This window comes from Paenibacillus sp. D51F, assembly GCF_053345695.1.
Map to the genome: position 1 here is coordinate 151,769 of NZ_JBKFAO010000001.1, position 17,184 is coordinate 168,952.

At 59.7% G+C, this 17,184-nt stretch carries 16 protein-coding genes and 1 pseudogene; 8 read left to right on the forward strand and 9 right to left on the reverse strand.

The annotated features are described in order from the left end of the window. Nucleotides 1-16: 16 nt before the first annotated feature. The gene (locus tag ACLBWT_RS00720; RefSeq protein WP_447661202.1) at nt 17-1,147 is read right to left on the reverse strand and encodes a S16 family serine protease; all 1,131 of its coding nucleotides are present in this window, start codon (nt 1,145-1,147) and stop codon (nt 17-19) included. Nucleotides 1,148-1,332: 185 nt separating this feature from the next. On the opposite strand from ACLBWT_RS00720, the gene ACLBWT_RS00725 reads away from it, so the two are divergent. After that, entirely contained in the window at nt 1,333-2,529 is a 1,197-nt protein-coding gene (locus tag ACLBWT_RS00725; protein WP_447661203.1) for a hypothetical protein, read from the forward strand. Nucleotides 2,530-2,547: 18 nt separating this feature from the next. Here ACLBWT_RS00725 and coaD read toward each other — a convergent pair whose 3' ends face one another. Together coaD and rsmD are read right to left on the reverse strand one after the other, a co-directional pair. Further along, nucleotides 2,548-3,099 carry a pantetheine-phosphate adenylyltransferase gene (gene coaD / locus ACLBWT_RS00730; protein ID WP_083436665.1) on the reverse strand — a complete coding sequence of 184 codons (552 nt, stop codon included), beginning with the start codon at nt 3,097-3,099 and terminating at the stop codon, nt 2,548-2,550. Beyond that, on the reverse strand, nt 3,089-3,676 hold the full coding sequence (rsmD, locus tag ACLBWT_RS00735) for a 16S rRNA (guanine(966)-N(2))-methyltransferase RsmD (protein WP_447661204.1): 588 nt from the start codon (nt 3,674-3,676) through the stop codon (nt 3,089-3,091). The genes coaD and rsmD overlap by 11 nt, the downstream gene beginning before the upstream one ends. Nucleotides 3,677-4,145: 469 nt before the next feature. On the opposite strand from rsmD, the gene ACLBWT_RS00740 reads away from it, so the two are divergent. Continuing rightward, a complete protein-coding gene (locus ACLBWT_RS00740) occupies nt 4,146-5,900 on the forward strand; it encodes a fibronectin type III domain-containing protein (protein ID WP_447661660.1) in 1,755 nt (584 codons plus the stop codon). 148 nt (nt 5,901-6,048) lie between these two features. Here the strand turns inward: ACLBWT_RS00740 and pruA are convergent, their stop codons facing one another. Continuing rightward, the gene (pruA, locus tag ACLBWT_RS00745) at nt 6,049-7,596 is read right to left on the reverse strand and encodes an L-glutamate gamma-semialdehyde dehydrogenase (RefSeq protein WP_447661205.1); all 1,548 of its coding nucleotides are present in this window, start codon (nt 7,594-7,596) and stop codon (nt 6,049-6,051) included. Nucleotides 7,597-7,735: 139 nt separating this feature from the next. Between pruA and ACLBWT_RS00750 the strand changes: the two genes are divergently transcribed. Together ACLBWT_RS00750 and rocF are read left to right on the forward strand one after the other, a co-directional pair. After that, entirely contained in the window at nt 7,736-8,668 is a 933-nt protein-coding gene (locus ACLBWT_RS00750; protein ID WP_447661206.1) for a proline dehydrogenase family protein, read from the forward strand. A gap of 37 nt (nt 8,669-8,705) precedes the next feature. After that, nucleotides 8,706-9,608 carry an arginase gene (gene rocF, locus ACLBWT_RS00755; RefSeq protein WP_447661207.1) on the forward strand — a complete coding sequence of 301 codons (903 nt, stop codon included), beginning with the start codon at nt 8,706-8,708 and terminating at the stop codon, nt 9,606-9,608. A gap of 10 nt (nt 9,609-9,618) precedes the next feature. On the opposite strand, the gene ACLBWT_RS00760 is transcribed toward rocF, so the two are convergent. The 4 genes from ACLBWT_RS00760 to ACLBWT_RS00775 all read right to left on the reverse strand — a co-directional run bounded on the left by ACLBWT_RS00760 (nt 9,619) and on the right by ACLBWT_RS00775 (nt 13,679). Next, nucleotides 9,619-11,349, reverse strand: coding sequence for a ribonuclease J (locus tag ACLBWT_RS00760; RefSeq protein WP_447661208.1), 1,731 nt, complete (start codon nt 11,347-11,349; stop codon nt 9,619-9,621). A gap of 324 nt (nt 11,350-11,673) precedes the next feature. Next, nucleotides 11,674-12,156, reverse strand: coding sequence for a pyrophosphohydrolase domain-containing protein (locus tag ACLBWT_RS00765; RefSeq protein ID WP_447661209.1), 483 nt, complete (start codon nt 12,154-12,156; stop codon nt 11,674-11,676). Nucleotides 12,157-12,475: 319 nt separating this feature from the next. Next, nucleotides 12,476-12,781: a hypothetical protein gene (locus ACLBWT_RS00770; RefSeq protein WP_447661210.1), complete on the reverse strand. Its 306-nt coding sequence runs from the start codon at nt 12,779-12,781 to the stop codon at nt 12,476-12,478. A gap of 700 nt (nt 12,782-13,481) precedes the next feature. Continuing rightward, nucleotides 13,482-13,679, reverse strand: a complete 198-nt coding sequence (locus ACLBWT_RS00775; protein WP_447661211.1) for a helix-turn-helix domain-containing protein — start codon at nt 13,677-13,679, stop codon at nt 13,482-13,484. Nucleotides 13,680-13,833: 154 nt separating this feature from the next. Between ACLBWT_RS00775 and ACLBWT_RS00780 the strand changes: the two genes are divergently transcribed. The 3 genes and pseudogenes from ACLBWT_RS00780 to ACLBWT_RS00790 all read left to right on the forward strand — a co-directional run. Next, nucleotides 13,834-13,935, forward strand: coding sequence for a YjcZ family sporulation protein (locus ACLBWT_RS00780; RefSeq protein WP_447661212.1), 102 nt, complete (start codon nt 13,834-13,836; stop codon nt 13,933-13,935). 174 nt (nt 13,936-14,109) lie between these two features. Then, the gene (locus ACLBWT_RS00785; protein WP_447661213.1) at nt 14,110-14,223 is read left to right on the forward strand and encodes a YjcZ family sporulation protein; all 114 of its coding nucleotides are present in this window, start codon (nt 14,110-14,112) and stop codon (nt 14,221-14,223) included. Between the two features lie 159 nt (nt 14,224-14,382). Further along, nucleotides 14,383-15,436 (forward strand): annotated as a pseudogene (locus tag ACLBWT_RS00790) (transposase); the annotation flags it as partial. 298 nt (nt 15,437-15,734) lie between these two features. On the opposite strand, the gene ACLBWT_RS00795 reads toward ACLBWT_RS00790, so the two are convergent. Then, nucleotides 15,735-16,556 carry a hypothetical protein gene (locus ACLBWT_RS00795; RefSeq protein WP_447661214.1) on the reverse strand — a complete coding sequence of 274 codons (822 nt, stop codon included), beginning with the start codon at nt 16,554-16,556 and terminating at the stop codon, nt 15,735-15,737. 191 nt (nt 16,557-16,747) lie between these two features. Here ACLBWT_RS00795 and ACLBWT_RS00800 point away from each other — a divergent pair, with 191 nt between their 5' ends. Then, entirely contained in the window at nt 16,748-17,179 is a 432-nt protein-coding gene (locus ACLBWT_RS00800; RefSeq protein ID WP_447661215.1) for a NucA/NucB deoxyribonuclease domain-containing protein, read from the forward strand. Nucleotides 17,180-17,184: the final 5 nt, after the last annotated feature.

Genomic DNA, 17,184 nt, shown 5'->3' on the forward strand with positions numbered 1-17,184 from the left:
GCTTTGGGAAAAACGGCTACTCCCGCAGCCTCGCCTGCGCGGCGACAGCCTCCGCCGCAGCCTCCAGCGTCGCGGCCGCGGCGATCTTCATCGGCGTATGCAGCTGCATCGCCGATGCCTCCGCCTCTCGCCTTTCCTGCGGAGGGACGAGGAACAGCTCGGCTCCGGCAGCCGCTGCGGCTGCGACCTTCTGGACGACGCCGCCGACAGCTCCGACCGAGCCGTCCGGAGACATCGTTCCGGTTCCGGCAACCTTCAGGCCGCCGGTGCCGTCTCCCGCAGTCAAGCGATCGTACACGGCCAGCGCCATCATCAATCCTGCGGACGGTCCGCCTGCGGAGGCTTCCTTCCATTCCAGCGGGAGTCCGGTCTCCTCGTCTTTGATGACTCGCACTTCTCCCCATGTCGGAGCGCCCGCCGCAAGAGCAGCGGACGCTTTTTCGGCTTCCGTTCCGGCCTCCCCCTCCCTTCCGGCAGCCATTCCCCGCAGCCCTTCGGCATACGCTCTCAGCTCGTCCCGGTTCATATCCACATGAACGGTGATTGTCCGCGAACCACGCGCAAGCTCCAAGCCGGCGCCTCCGCGAGCGGCGGCAGCGTCCAGGCAAGCCGCCAGACCGGACAAGGATTCGACGGGACTTCCGGCGCAGCTCGTGACGAGATCGCCCGCCGCGAGCTCCGCTCCTTTTCCCAAGCGGCCCCCCTCCAGAACGACGACCTTCTCCGGAATGCGGAGATAAGAAGTCCCGGACAGCCGGTAGGCAGCCTCGGCTGCGTCGGCTTGGGAAGCTTCCATGACCAGCTTCATGCCGGCCATGTAATCAGCCTCGGACTCGCCCCTCAGCAAAACCCTCTTCTCCATCACCTGACGGCCTTTGAATAGCCATGCGGCCACCGCTTCGGCGGCGCTGGCATCGTCAACCCGGATGGCCGTATACAGCCAGCTTCCCTTGCCGCTTCCTGCCTGGCCCGGCGGGAGCAGCCCGGCCGCATCCAGCGCAAAGCCCGGCTTTACGATGTAATAGGGACGCGGCACGGCGCAAAGAAGCAGGACCGCGCCTAAAGCGGCGAGCGGCAGCAGCCTGCGGGCAGCTCCCGATTGTCGCCGGGACCTGGCGGCCGGCAAACCGGTTGATTGGGAACGCATGGAGCAAAGCCTCCTTCTTGTTGATCGCAGCTGCGGGCAGCGAGGCGGCCGACCCTGAGCGGACCGACTCTTCCAAGACAGGAGCACGGGCGTTCTAACCTGTCCGCGCGAGGCGTATAGTTAGGTACCGTTTGTCCGCGGACAACCATCGGCCGACCATTCCATCCCGCTAGGAGGCTTCCCTCATGCTGCGTACTCTGCTAACCGCCTGCGCCGCCGTCCTGCTCGTCGCAGCCATCGTCGGAGGAACGTCCGAAGCGTTTCAAGCGTCGCTATCCGGCCTGTCCCTCTGGTGGAACTTCGTCTTCCCCTCGCTGCTTCCCTTCCTCGTGCTTGCCGAGCTGATGCTCGCCTTCGGCCTCGTCGACGCTATCGGAGCTATGCTGGCTCCGCTGACGACAAGGCTGCTGCGGCTTCCCGGAGCGGCAGGCTGGGGCCTCGTCCAAGGCTGGACAGGAGGCTTCCCTGCCGGAGCCCAGGCAGCCGCCTCGCTTGTATCCAGCGGACGCTTGACTCGCTCGGAAGGACAGCGGCTGCTCGCTGCGGCCCATCTCCCCAATCCGATCTTCGTCATCGTCGTCGTCGGCGCCGGCTTCCTCCATCAGCCTCAGTTCGGGCTCATGCTCATGCCCTTGCTGTGGCTGTCCAGTCTCATCTCCGGCATGATCGTAAGCATCGTGAGCCGGAAGCCTGCGGAGGTCCCTCGCTTGGAGGAGCAAGCAGCGGCTGAGGCCGGAAAAGGAGCGGCTTGGCGCATTGTGCTCGCCATGGAAGAAGGCAGGAAACGGGACGGCCGCTCCTTCGGCAAAGCTTTAGGCGACGGCGTCACCGGCGCCGTGCAGCAGCTCATGAACGCCGGCGGACTCATCATCCTGGCCGCCGTTGTCATCCGGCTGCTGCAGCCGTTTCTTCCCGAGGCTGTTCAAGGGCCGCTCATGATCTCGCTCGCGGAAGTCCATCTCGGCATGAACGCCCTCGCAAGCTGGCACGCTCCAGAGCCGTCCTCGCTGCTGCAGGCGGCAGCCATTGCCGCTGCGCTCTCATGGGGCGGGCTCTGCTCCTTGCTCCAGGCAGCCGGAGCGTCGTCGGGAACCGGACTGCGGCTGCTCCCGCTGGCCGGGGCCAGGCTGCTCGCCTCCGTCATTGCCGCCGGCCTGACGCTCGTTCTATGGAGACCGCTGAGCGCGTTGGCCTCCTTCGTTGAGACAGCCGCTTCCGCCGCGCGTCCAGCCTTTCTTTCTCCCGGCAAGTCCGGCTGGGAGCAAGCTCTGCCGGCCTCTCTTTGGCCATCCCTTCCTTATTCCGCCGCAGCCTGGGCCGTCATTCTGGCAGCGCTGCTCCTGCTCTCGGCCGCCGTCCGCGGACTGCGCCGACGAGCCTAGCGACAACAGACCGGCTGCTCAAGGCTGCCGGTCTGCGTATTTGCGTTCGAGCTCCCTCTCCACTTCAGGCGGAACGAGATCCTTGACGCTTCCATGGAAGCGGGCGATCTCCTTGACGATGCTGGAGCTGAGGTAAGAGTATTTGGGATTCGTCATCATGAAGATCGTCTCGATGTCGCCGTCGAGCTGATGGTTCATCGACGCCAGCTGCAGCTCGTATTCGAAGTCCGTCACCGACCGGATGCCCCGTACGATCGTGCGCGCTCCGCGCGAGCGCATGAAGCGGACGGTCAGGTCGCGGAAGCTGTCGATCTCCACGTTGGGGATGTCCCGGGTAATCTCCGCCAGCAGCTCGAGACGCTCCTCGACGGAGAACAGCGGGTTTTTGCTCGTGTTGTTCAGAACGGCCACGATAACCGTATCGAATTGCCTGGCCGCCCGCTGGATGATGTCGAGATGCCCGCATGTGACGGGGTCGAAGCTTCCCGGGTAGACAGCCACCCTGCCGCTTAGGATCAATCCGTCCTCTTCCTTCAAGCCGTCCTGTGTTCCGCCCGAATTAGTTCCCATCTGTATACGCTACCTCCGTCTGTTGAAGCCGATACCGATATACGGTCACGGCCGTCTCGCCATATTGCACTCTTCTCGTCTGCTCGCAGCCGCCGATGACTTCGGGGTATGCATGCCCTGCGTCGTGCTCCACCACAATCACCGCATCGTCAGCGAGCAGCAGCCGCTCCTGCAGCTCCATGATCTGCGCATCCATATGGGTCAGCCGGTAGGGCGGATCAAGGAATACGGCCGCAAACGATATTTCCCGCTTCGCGAGCGCCTTGACCGCCCTTCCGGCGTCGTTCGTATATATTTCGGCGCGCCCGGACATGCCTGCCGCCTCTACATTGGCCTTGACGACCGCAATGCTCGTCCTATCCTGATCGACGAAGACCGCCTTCTCCATGCCGCGGCTCAGCGCCTCGATGCCGAGGCCTCCCGTGCCGGCGAACAGGTCCAGCGCCCATCCACCTTCAAAATAAGGGCCGATCATGCTGAACACGGCTTCCTTCACCTTGTCGGTCGTCGGACGCGTATTCATGCCCGGTACCGCCTTCAGCGGCCTGCCCTTGGCCTCGCCCGCGATTACTCTCATTCGTGCCTGCCCCTCCTGCTTCTAGCGGCTTCCGCCGCCCATTTGCCCTGCTATCGTACCACAACCGCCGATGCGTTTGGAAGCGTGCCCGACAGCCCGATCCAGCCTGTCCCCTAGGCCGCATCGGCGCCTCGCCATGCAGCTCAAGAGGAAATTATCCCCTGCACGATCGTAACTTCTCCCTTCTGCCGGCAGCCAGCGCCCCTGATAATAGAATCAGCGTCAAGGACTCTGCGCTGAAGACGCATCGTCTCCCCTTGTTCCATTCCTTCGAAAGGAGGCATGATCCGACAGCCCGAACAGGCAGCCCGCGAGCAGGTTCAGCCGCTTGACAGAAGCGGCGCAAAGCCCGAATTCCGAATCCTTTTGAGGAGGCTTCATTATGTACGCTTATCCATCTTCCATGGCGCGAAGATCCCTGCTGGCCGCCTGGCTCAGCCTGGCCGTCCTGGCTGCGTCGATCCTGAGCATGGCCGCTTTTCCGTCCCGCGCCTCGGCCGCTCCTGCAGGCGGATACAAAATCGTCGGCTATTGGCACAACTTCGACAACGGCTCCGGCTTCATCCGCCTGCGCGACGTCTCGCCCGACTTCGACGTCGTCAACGTTTCCTTCGCGGAGCCGGTCGGAGGCAGCACGACGGGCAGCATCGGTTTCGTTCCATTCAACTATACCGATACGGACTTCAAGGCGGATGTCGCTTACTTGAAAAGCAAAGGCAAAAAAGTGCTTATCTCCATCGGAGGCGCCAACGGGCAGGTTCAGCTTGCGACCGCCGCGGCAAGAGACGCCTTTGTATCCTCTGTAACCGGAATCATCGATAAATACGGCTTCGACGGCCTCGACGTCGACTTCGAGGGACATTCCCTCTATCTGAACGCCGGCGATTCGGACTTCCGCAATCCGACGACGCCGGTCATCGTCAACCTGATCAGCGCCCTGAAGTCGATCAACGGAAAATACGGGACCGGCAGCTTCATTCTGACGATGGCTCCGGAAACGTTTTTCGTCCAGCTCGGCTATTCGTTCTATGGCGGCAGCTGCATCAGCTGCGACTCGCGCGCCGGCGCCTATTTGCCCGTCATCCACGCCACCCGGGACATCCTCGACTGGCTGCAGGTGCAGAATTACAATTCCGGCCCGATCACCGGCCTTGACGACCAATACCACACGATGGGCAACGCCGACTTCCATGTCGCGATGGCCGATATGCTGCTGACCGGCTTCCCCGTCGCCAAAAACGCCAGCCAGGTATTCCCTGCGCTCAAGCAGGAGCAGGTCATTCTCGGATTGCCGGCCAACGGCAATGCCGGCGGCGGATTCACATCCGTAGCGGATGTGCAGACGGCACTCGACGCCCTCATCAAGGGCAAGCAGCTGTCCTCGTACAAAACGAGAGGCAGCTCGACCGGCTATCCGAACTTCGGCGGACTGATGACCTGGTCGATCAATTGGGATAAATTCAACAGCTTCGAGTTCTCCACCAAGCACCGGGCCTATCTGAACGCGATCGCTCCCCAGGCGCCGGATACGCAGCCGCCATCCGCCCCGGCCAATCTGGCGTCGACAGGCGTGTCCTCCACCAGCGTGTCGCTGTCCTGGACCGCTTCGACCGACAACGTCGGCGTGGCCGGCTACGTCGTGAGCTACGGCTCCACCCAGCTCAATGCGTCCGGGACTTCCGCCGTCATCACCGGCCTCGTTCCGGATACAAGCTATTCGTTTACCGTCAAGGCGAAGGATGCCGCCGGCAATCTATCCGCCGCCAGCGCGGCGCTGAATGTGCGCACGAGCGCGGCTTCGGGCGACACGTCGCCTCCGACCGCCCCTGGGGGATTGGCCGTCGCAGGCAAGACCTCCTCCTCCATATCGCTGTCCTGGACCGCATCGACCGACAATGTCGGCGTGACCGGATACACCGTCGCCTACGGCAGCCAGCAGCTGGCCGTATCCGGCACGAGCGTCACCGTATCGGGCTTGGCCGCCGGAACCTCCTATACGTTCACGGTCAAGGCCAAGGACGCCGCCGGCAACGTCTCTCCCGCCGCTGCCGTGACGGCGTCCACCGATGCCGCAGGCGCGCAGGCTTGGGCTGCGGGCGTCGCCTACAAAACCGGCGATCTCGCCACCTACGGCGGCAAAACGTATTCATGCCGCCAGCCGCATACTTCGCTTCAAGGCTGGGAGCCTCCGAATGTCCCCGCTCTTTGGCTGCTCCAAGCCTAGAGCCAGAGACATCCATGGAGGCCTGAAACGTGGATAAGTCCGGACGCCGTCGGCTCTTCCGCTGACGGTCCGGACTTTTTTGCCATGCCCGCTGCTTCGACTGCTCTTTATTTCTGCTTTGGATGTGCCGCAGCGACCCTTCCGCTCCCTACAGCTTCTCCGATATCGCCTTCGCCTGCGTGAACTGCAGCAGATAATCGCTGCCGCCAGCCTTGGAATCGGTGCCGGACAGATTGAAGCCTCCGAACGGATGCACGCCGACGAGAGCGCCGGTGCATTTGCGGTTCAAGTACAGATTCCCGACATGGAAGGAGCGCCGTGCCTCTTCCAGATGCGCCCGCTTGCCTGAAAATACCGAGCCGGTAAGGCCGTAAGCCGTATCATTGGCGATGTCCAGCGCATCTCCATAATCGTCCGCCTGGATGAACGCCAGAACAGGCCCGAAAATTTCCTCCTGGGCTACTCTCGCCTTGCGGTCCACCCCCTCGATGATCGTCGGCTGGGCGAAATAGCCGAAGCTGTCGTCGGTGCCGCCGCCCCAGACGATCTTGCCTTCGCCGCTGCCGATCTCCACATAGTCCGCGATCTTGCGGAGCGCCGCCTTGTCGATGACCGGCCCCATGTCGGTGCCGTATTCGGCCGGGTCACCGACCCGCAGCCCCGAGGCGCGCCGCACCACATCCTCCAGCACCCGGTCATAGACGTCGGCATGGATGATCGCGCGGGAGCAGGCGCTGCATTTCTGCCCCGAAAAGCCGAAGGCCGATGCTGCGATCGCCTCCGCGGCCGCCTCGAGATCGGCGCTTTTGTCGACGACGATCGCATCCTTGCCGCCAAGCTCCGCGATGACTCGCTTCATCCAGCGCTGGCCTTTGGCCAGCCGCGATGCTCTCTCATGGATTCGCAGTCCCGTCTCCAGCGATCCCGTAAAGCTGATGAACCGGGCGAGGGGATGATCCACCAGCGCGTCGCCGATGACCGATCCCGGTCCCGGCACGAACTGGATGACCTGCTCCGGCAGTCCCGCTTCCAGCAGCAGCGCGACGAACCTCGCTGCGATTACCGCTGTCGGGCTGGCCGGCTTGAGCACGACCGGATTGCCGCAGACGAGCGCGGCCGCCGTCATGCCGGCCATGATCGCGAGCGGGAAATTCCACGGCGGAATGACGACCCCGGTGCCGAGCGGGATGTAGAGAAGCTCGTTGTCTTCCCCCTGCAGGCGGATCAGCGGCTGCGGCGCGCCGATGCGCTCGGCCTCGCGGCCGTAATAGTCCAGGAAGTCGATCGCCTCCGCCGTATCGGCGTCGGCTTCCCCCCAGGGCTTGCCCGCCTCCAGCACCATGAGCGCGGAAAATTCGTGCTTGCGCCTCCTGAGCAGCGCCGCCGCGCGGTATAGAATCCGCGCCCTCACGGCGAACGGCTCCCGCGCCCAGCCGGCTGCGGCTGCATGGGCCGATTCCACCGCTTCCGCCGCCTGCCGCAGGTCCGCCTGGACGACCCGTCCGATCACATCTCCATAGCGTGCCGGGTTTAGGGAATCTGCCGCCGCTCCTTCAAACTTCTCCCGGCCTCCGATCAGAAGCGGATAGGTCTGGCCCTGGCGTCCGCGCTCTTCATCGAGCGCCGCATGAAACAGCGAGCGGTTGCGGTCGTCGCGGAAATCGGTGAGCGGCTCGTTGCGGAACGGTTCCAACATATCGTTCGCCTCCGTATGTCCTTTTGGCTTGCAGTCATGGGTGTCAGGCACTCTGCCTATATATAATCATGACCGGCCTTGAACATGACTTGGAGCCGCTCGCGCCACAAGCGCCGGCGGAGGGGAGGGTGAGGGCTCGATGGAATTGGGCAACAAAATTTACCGTTCGGTGCTGCTTGGACTCGCCGGCAACGGCGCTGTAGAGGCTGCAGCCCATAAAGTCGGCATGAAGCTCGGAGCTTCCCGCTTCGTTGCTGGAACGACGCTGGACGAAGCGGTTGCAGCCGCGTGCCGATTGCGGGATAAAGGCATCCAAGTGTCGATGGATCATCTCGGGGAAGGAATCAAGACGCTGGACGAAGCGGATGCCTACCGGGACGCCTATATTTTGCTGCTGCAGCGGCTGCATCTGGAAGGGCTGTCCGGCAACGTGTCGCTGAAGCCGACTCAGATGGGGCTTGCCCTGGATGAAGCCTCCTGCCTGGAGCGGATCACGGCGATCGCCAGGGAAGCCAAGGCTAGAGGGGCATTCGTGCGGCTGGACATGGAGGACAGTCCCTATACGGGACGCACCATCGAGCTCGTGCGCCAGCTGTATAAGGAAGGGCTGACCAATACCGGAACGGTCATCCAGGCCTATTTGTACCGAAGCGCCGAGGATGTGCGCAAGCTCAGCAACGCCCGCATCAATCTGAGGCTCGTAAAGGGGGCGTACAAGGAAAGCCGGGCCATCGCGTTCGCCAAGCCGGACACCGTCTCGGCCAGCTTCAAGCGGCTGATCCGGATGCGGCTGGACAGCGGCGTGTACACCGCCGTGGCCACGCATGACGACGAGATCATCCGCTGGACCAAGGCTTACGCGGCCCGGCGCGGAGTCTCGAGGGGAGCCTTCGAGTTCCAGATGCTGTACGGAATGAGGATGTCCATGCAGGAACGGCTTGCCGCCGAAGGATATACCGTCCGCTGCTATGTGCCCTACGGAGAGCGGTGGTATCCGTATTTCGTAAGGAGGCTTGCGGAGCGCCCCGAAAATGTCGGCTTTGTCCTGAGGAACCTGTTCAAGCGGAGCTGAAGGCACGCTGCCCTGCTTCGACGAGAGGAGAATGTCGATGAATCCAACTGTGCCCGTCAGCATCCTGCCCGTGGCGTTCGATTACGGCGCCGGGCGCGGTGGCGCCGCATCCGGCCCCGAAGCGCTGCTCCAGGCAGGCCTTGCCGATCGGCTTGCCGGCCTGGGCCGGCAAGCCGTTCTGCTCCCCCGCGTCCCGGCGGCGAACCTGCAGGCCGATTTCCGAAGCGCTCCCGGCATGAAGCATTGGGGCCGGGTGCTGGCAATGGCCGAAGAAACGGCTGCGGCAGCCGCTACCGCAGCCGACAGGGGCTTCCCCCTCATACTCGGCGGCGACCACAGCATCGCCATCGGGACGATAGCCGGCCTCGCCTCCCGCCGTGAGAGGCTGGGTGTCCTGTGGATCGACGCCCATTCCGATCTCAATACTCCTTCGACCACCCCGTCCGGCAATCTTCACGGCATGTCGCTCGCGGCTTGCCTCGGTCTCGGAGATCCGGACCTGGCCGCCGTCGGGGGTTATTCCCCGAAGCTCCAACCGGAGCGCATCGCGCTTGTCGGCGCCCGTTCCCTCGACGAGGGGGAGCGGGAAATCATCGGCCGTCTCGGCATCGCCTGCTTCACCATGCATGACATCGACCGCAGGGGCATGGCCGACGTCATGAAGGAGGCGATCGCGATTGTCTCGAACGGATCGGACGGCGTCCATCTCAGCTTCGACATCGACAGCGTCGATCCCGGAGAGGCTCCCGGCACCGGCACGCCGGTGCGCGGCGGCCTGTCATACCGTGAAGCCCATTTGGCCATGGAACTGCTGCATGAAACCGGCCTGCTCACCTCGGCGGAGCTGGTGGAGGTCAACCCTCGGCTCGACAGGGGGAACCGGACGGCCCGCCTGGCGGTCGAGCTGCTGGCTTCCCTTTTCGGGGAGAAGATCCTCTAGCTGACCGGCTCTATACCTCGATGACGATCGGCAGGATCATCGGCCTTCTTCTCGTCCGGGCGTAAATATAGCGGGCCAGATCATCCTTGAGCGAACGCTTGACGAGACTCCACCTGCCCGGCCGCTCTTCTTCCAAGCCGTTCACCGTCTTCAGCACGAGCTCCTGGATGCCGGCCATCAGCTCCTCGTTGTCCCGGACGAACACGAAGCCGCGGGAGATGATCTCCGGCTTGGCCAGCATGCGCCCGTCGTACTCGCTCAGCGTCACCACGACGACGAGCATGCCGTCGCCGGACAGCTGCCTGCGGTCCCGCAGCACGATCTGGCCTACATCCCGTCCGAGGCCGTCGACCAGGCTGCTTCCGGCCGGAATCGATTTTCCCTTGCTCGCCTCGCCGTCAGCCAGCTCCACCGTATCGCCGTTGTTCAGGATGAAGACGCGCTCCTGCGGAATGCCGACCGCTTCCGCCAGCAAGCGGTGCTGATGCAGCATCCGGAACTCTCCGTGGACCGGTATGAGATATCGCGGCTTCATCAAGGTCAGCATGAGCTTCAGCTCCTCCTGGCTGCCATGTCCAGATACATGCATGCCGGTCGCGCTTCCCGCTCCATAAATGACGTTCGCTCCGATCTGATACAAATGGTCGATGATCCGGGAGACGCTCCGCTCGTTGCCCGGAATCGCGCCTGCCGCGATGATTACGGTGTCCCCGGGAGCTACGGCCATCTGGCGGTGGCTCCCTGCGGCCAGCCTGGCAAGCGCCGCCATCGGCTCTCCCTGGCTGCCGGTGCACAGCACGGCAATCCGCTCAGGCGCATAATCCTCTGCTTCGCCGGCGTCGATGATCAGCTCCTCCGGCACGTTCAAGTACCCGAGAGAGGCTGCGACATCCACCACATTCACCATGCTTCTCCCGAGCAGCACCAGCTTGCGTCCTGTCGCGGCCGAGGCGTCGACGACCTGCTGCACCCGGTTGACATTGGAGGCGAAGGTGGACAGGAACACTCTCTGCTTCGCCTTGGAGAAGGCATCCAGAATATGGCCTCCGACGACCCTCTCCGATGGCGTGAAGCCCGGCCTTTCGGCGTTGGTGCTCTCGGAGAGGAGCAGCTGGACTCCCTTGCTGCCGATGTCGGCCATCCGGTGCAGATCGGGATAAGGACCGCTGACCGGAGACATGTCGAACTTGAAATCCCCCGTATGCACGATCGTTCCCTGAGGGGTATCAAAGACGATTCCGAGGCAGTCCGGGATGCTGTGGCTGATCGTGAAAAAAGCCGCCCTGAAGCAGCTGCCGAGCTCGACGGCCGAGTCCGCGTCAATGACATGAAGCTGCGCTCCGCCCATCAGGCCATGCTCCTTCAGCTTGATCTCGATCAGCCCCATCGTCAGCCTCGTCGCGTACACCGGCACAGGCAGCTGCTTCAATAAATACGGAATGCCTCCGATATGGTCCTCATGCCCGTGGGTGACAAGCAGCGCCCTCACCTGCTCCTTGCGCTCGATCAGATAGGACAGATCCGGCACGATCAGATCGACGCCGGGCTGGCTTTCGTCCGGAAACTTGGAGCCGCAGTCGATCAGGACGATATCGTCTCCGCACTGAAGCATATACATGTTCTTGCCGATTTCGTTGACGCCTCCGAGAGCTGCCGCGAGCAGCTTGGAAGGCCGTGCCTGCCCCTCGGATCCCTCTATTTCCGGCAGATGCCCGCGCCGTTCATCCTTGACTCCATCCATCCCGATTCCTCCGATTCGCTTCCAGCCGATGATGATATTGGGATTCCCGATTGTGCCGGACGAAATGCGCTTGGACGGAAAAAAGTCAGAGCCGTCGGCTTTGTCTTTTTTTGCCTTTTCTGCTTGAAGGGAAGAGTGCCTTAATGGATCAAGCACGCTTCCGCTGCGGTCTCAAAGTATTCAGCAGGCTGCATGGATTTTGCCCCCCGATCTGTCCGTTATGGCCCATTCAAACAGACCATTAAAAAACACGAACCCCCTCCAGTTCGGAGAGGGTTCGATGCTATCGTTTCAGCCAAGCTGAAAGCAGCTTTTTTTCAGCGGCTAGACTTTCGCCGTCTGCTTCTGCCGCTCGATCTCCGCGATCAGCTGCGGCTCCGGCGCCTGCCAGCCGGCCGGCTTGGCGACTTTGCCCTGCTCGTTGTAGATCGGCTTGCCGTCCGGCCCGAGCTTGGCCATATTGGCGGAATGCACGATCTCGAACAGCCTCTCCGGCTCCACGCCCATCTCGACGAAGGTCCCGAGCGCGAAGTACATCAGGTCGATCAGCGCGTCGGCCTGATCCTCGACCGTCTCCGCCGCCAGAAACTCGTCGATCTCCTCGGTCATCCAGGATGCTCTCGCCAGCGCCCTTCCTCCTTGCCCTTGAAGGGAGGCGGCTTTCATCCGGCCTGCCAGCTCCTCGGTCGCCCGCCCGGCTTCGGCGACGGCCTCCCCTTCTCCTCTGAAAGCCATCGTCGGAGCTTCCGCGACCGGAGCGCCGAAGGCGGCGTGGAATTGCTTCACCTGCTCGTAATGCTTGTTCATCGTTCCCCTAACCCCTTCGCGAATGAGTTCAACGTTCCTCATTGTACCATCGCGAGTATGTCATGAGAATGGCTCGTCATAGAAGCCCCCTGACCAGTGTCATGATTGATGCCTGCACCATTTGCTCCTACGGTTTTAAGATATCCGGTCCCACTGTATACTAATTAACTTTTGCCTTCTTGTCCCATAAGAAAAACTGACCCATAGCCTGATCCGCCTTCCCCTTCTTCCACGTATTAAGAACAAGTTTCTTAATACGTGGAAGAATATTGATCATCCTCAACAATGCAGCTTATCTGCTCGGGAAGAGTAATATGTATTAATTAGGCCAAAAACCTGTCATCTTAGCCGCGAAATACATGAACAACACAAGAAGAATAAGGATCGTTACACATCCTGGCGCACTCATAAACAAGGCAAGTACAAAAGGAGCTGCGATAAGAATGCCCACCCACAAATCACTGCCATGATGTATGGCTATCGGAATGCCAACTGCCCACAGCAAGATCCATAAGAAACAGCCGCAACCGCCTCCGTCATTCCTTTCTTCTCGACGAACGCCGAACAGCTTCTTAAGCCCGAGTTTATATGCCTCGCCTAACATCATCTCTAAAAACTTGTCCAAATCGCTTCACCCCAACTGAACTTATCGGACAAATTGGAAGTATAAATTAGCGGGAACTCTTGAATCAAGATCAGGAGCCAACCAGTCGTAACTCACTGCTGGGTAGTCCTTGCTTAGAGGAAGAAATGAAGGACAGCATAGGTTGTGAATGAACGTAGGACGGATACAATCACAATCCACCTCGTCGGCCGGCGCTGGGATCAGCATTAGTACGACTGCCAAGCGGATCTACTGCAAGCAGGTATTACCACAGGCGATCCATGGTCCGGCAAAAAAGGCTCTGACCGCTATTCCTTGAAAATAAATCCACTCAACGAATTGCCTGCCCTATGTGTACAATCATATTCGAGTCAGCAGATCAAGCAGTAACTGGTGTATTCGACGATATCGTTGTGACATTCAACAAGAAAAAGGCCTGAGGGGGCGCCTTTTGCGTACCCAATGGCTTCAGTACGTAGAATTTGAGCCCGTTTATTGAAACTGGTCCTATTATTGCTAGACAGGTCACTCAGAAACCCTTGATATTACAGTGATTCCAACAAAAATCAGGCGCCCCTTGCGGGGGAGCCCTTATCATGGGAGAAATCCTTGTATATTGCGGGTTTTCTCATTTACCCATAATGTAGAATTGTGCTTTTTGGGTACGGATATATGAATTGGGTGCCCAATTAGTGCCCAATTAGTGCCCAACTCTTCCCCATCATTCCTCATCCCCATTTAGCCAACTTAAGAATACTTCCCGAGGTACTTTGATCATTCGTCCAGTGCGAACGACATGAAATTTCCCAGAGTTCAAGAGCTCGTATGTCTGTTTTAAACCTATACCCATGATCTCCTGAATGTCGGCCGCATTCAACACCAAGGGCAGAAAAATGGCGGCGGCTATAATGTGGAGCATCCCCGGCTCTTTTTTTCATATCAAGAAGCTAACGAACTCCGGAGATGATCTGCTAGAGCAGACCCTAGCATAAGCACAAATATACCGCCCGTCCAAACATCTCAATATTCCGAAGCATAAAGTAGGGCAGACTCAAAGAAAGGGGGTTTGAAAAATGTCCGAATTCGAACACCGCAATCTGTTCTCCAACACAGGCGCCATTCTGGTCCTGTTCATTCTACTGGTCATCATCGTTAGCGCATTCTGTCACTACTAATCCAGGTTCCCTCATGCAAAGAAGAGACGCGGAACGATAGGTTCTTCGTCTTTTCTTTTACGATCCCAGGTTAGACGACTCCAAAACCCAAATAAGGTCGAAGAGGTAAACGTCCAATCCGGCTCTGCTTCAGCAGCATAGGATGCTGAAGTCTAATCGAAGGGAGGAATGACAATGTCTTACGGAGTTGGCGGAGAAGTTGGAGGCTATGGTGGCGGCATGAGCACGGCTGCAATCCTGGTTCTGTTCATTTTGCTGGTCATCATTTCGCGTGCATTCTTTCTTTAGTTATTAAACTTCTTCTTCATGGTTTTGAAGAATAGAGGGCCCTCTTCCGAGGCCACTGAAAAAGTCCGTTTACTAGAAAAGGTGCAGTCCCCCAAGAAATTGAGGAGGCTGCACCTCTTTTCGTTTATACTAAAAGCATCATGGAGAGCAGGTGAACGGATGATTCGGCAACAACAATCCCTCATGTTAAGTCCATACGCGAAGCTGTACAACATCCTTATACCCAGGGACAATATGCTTCGTCAGATCAACGACTTGGTGGACTTTCAGTTCATTTACGATGAACTCAAACATAACTACAGCTTGGACAACGGCAGGAACGCTATAGATGCAACTGCATGTTCAAATACTTGCTCTTGAAAGCCATTTTCGAGCTGTCGGATGTCGACATCGTGGAACGCTCGCGGTACGATCTGTCGTTCAAGTACTTCCTCGGCATGGCGCCCGAAGATGACGTCAATCGACTCGAGTTCGTTGACGAAATTCCGCAAGCTGCGGTTGAAAGGCACGAATCTCTTGGACCTGCTGATCGCAAGACTGTCGAACTGGCCCTAGAGAAAAAGATCCTGAAAAGCACCTCCATCATCATGGATGCGACGCATACGAAAGCGCGTTACAATCAGAAGACACCGCGGGAGATCCTGCAAGATCAGGCGCGGAAGCTGCGGAAGGCTGTTTACGCCATGGACGAAGCGGTCAAAGTCCGCATGCCCGCCAAGAACGCCATTGACACCATTGGGGACGAGATTGCCTACTGCCAGAAGCTCATCGCCTTCATCGAGACGGAGTCCGGCATCGCCCAAGTACCGAAAGTGCTGCAGCCGCTCAACCTGCTTAAAGAAACGGTCCAGGATGACATCGAACAGCTTGCCCTGGCGGCGGACCCCGATGCGCGAGTGGGACACAAGAGCGCAGACTCCGCCTTTTTTGGATATAAGACGCATCTGGCCATGACCGAGGAACTCATCATCACGGCATCACGGCAGCTGTCATCACGACAGGCGAAAAGAATGACGGCAAGCAATTGCAGATGCTCATCAAGAAGAGCCAAGCAGCGGGGATGGACGTCAAGACGGTCATTGGCGATACGGCTTATTCGGAGAAGGAAAACCTTATTTACACCAACGAGAACGGCATGGAGCTAGTCGCGAAACTTAATCCGAATATTACGCAGGGAAGTCGGAAAAAGGAGGATGAATTCCTCTTCAACAAGAAAAAAAGCCTGATGGGTGCCCTTTACGGTGCCCAACGGCCTCAGTGTGTAGAATTTGGTGCCCAATCGGTGCCCAATTAACAGATATCACCCAAAATATAAATCCCAAAAACTCTAAAATCCCTTGATATTACTGGATTTATAACATTAAAATCGGAGCCCCTTTGCAGGGGCCCCTATCATGGGAGAGGAGAAACCGGACGAAGAGCTTATGGGGAAACGTAAGCCTTCTCCGCGGTGTCTACGGCATCTCTCGACGCCGATATCCTCATGATGCCCGGTTTCCGGACATTTATACCTAATCGCCCACGAATTTCTGGACCAGCCCCTCTTCGAAAGAATCGCCTTCCTCGCCATGCCATTGTTCCTTCGGTTCGGCGGCGGCAAGCAGGCCCGAGCACTCCCGGAGCAGCCTCGACAGCAGGACCGCTGCCGCAGCAAGCGACGCATCCACGAATGCCAGCACGGCAAATGGATGGTCTCCGAGCGACATGTAGCCCATCATGCCTCCCATCAGTCCGCCCATGAGCCCGGCAAGAGCTCCTTCAAGAGAAGGCAAGACTCCGTGCGGGCTGCCCGCCATATATCCGGCTGCTGCGCAGGCAGCAGCTGCGGCCATCGCAGAGAGCGAAAAGCTGGCCGTGACGAGAGCGAGCAGCGTTCCGCCCGTCAGCCCCGCCGCCATCGCGAGCGTCATGCAGGCCATCATGAGATGCATGCGCGGCGCGCTCCTCATCCATCGAATTCGAAGCGTATAGTAGAAGACGGCGATCCCGGCCGCCAGCAAGGACAATACTTTGGCAGCCGCATATCCGAACGTCTCAGCCCCGCCAGCAGGTTGGCCATGGTCCATGCCGGACATGCCGGCATCCGCTGCGGCATGACCTGTATCGCCGGAATCCGCAACTTCGCTGGATAGTCGACGATTACCGCTGTCCGCCCTCTCCGAAGACATCGACACGAAATTCGAGGTCAACGACATCGCTGCCGGCATCCCCCGCTCTCCCGCTTCCGCAATCAGCCCGCCTTCAGCAGCGGCAGCTGTCCCCGTGCTCAACGTCAAAAAAATCAGCACCGCTGTCAGCGCTCTCGCCGCCACTCCGATCTTCAGCTTGCCCATGCCTCCTCCTCCAAGCGGATCCGCATCTGCCCAAAAAGGCCGTTTCTACAGTTTATAGAAGCCTGGAGCCGCTTAGACTAGCCCTTTCGGGCCTGTCGGGACAATTCAAGTCTTTTCTTCCTCCTCCGCGCTGGTATACTTTTCTAGTACATACATGCGGCGAAGCCACGGAAAGGAACAGGATCGACAACATGAAGAAACTTTTGCCGTTATGGAGCCTGGCCCTGCTGCTCCTGCTGGCCGCCTTCGCAGGCGGCTGCAGCATCGAATGGGAGCAGTCGCCTTCCGCTCCTGCGGGCCACGACGTCACGATCTATTTTCCGTCCGACCGCTATCCGGAGACGGCGGAGCATATCCGCAGCGCCGTCTCCAAAGGCGCCTCCCCCATCTGCACGATTGAACGGGAAGGAGCGGAGGAGAACCGCAAGCTGTCGCTCAAAGGCATTCCGACCAAAAAGAAATACGACCGGGACGAATGGCCGATGGCGATGTGTCGCGAAGGAGGCAGCGGCGCCGATGTCGCTTATGTCAAATCCTCCGACAACCGGGGCGCCGGCTCCTGGATCGGCAACCAGCTGAGCGAATATCCGGACGGGACGAGAGTCCGGATCGTCGTTCGCTGAGAAGC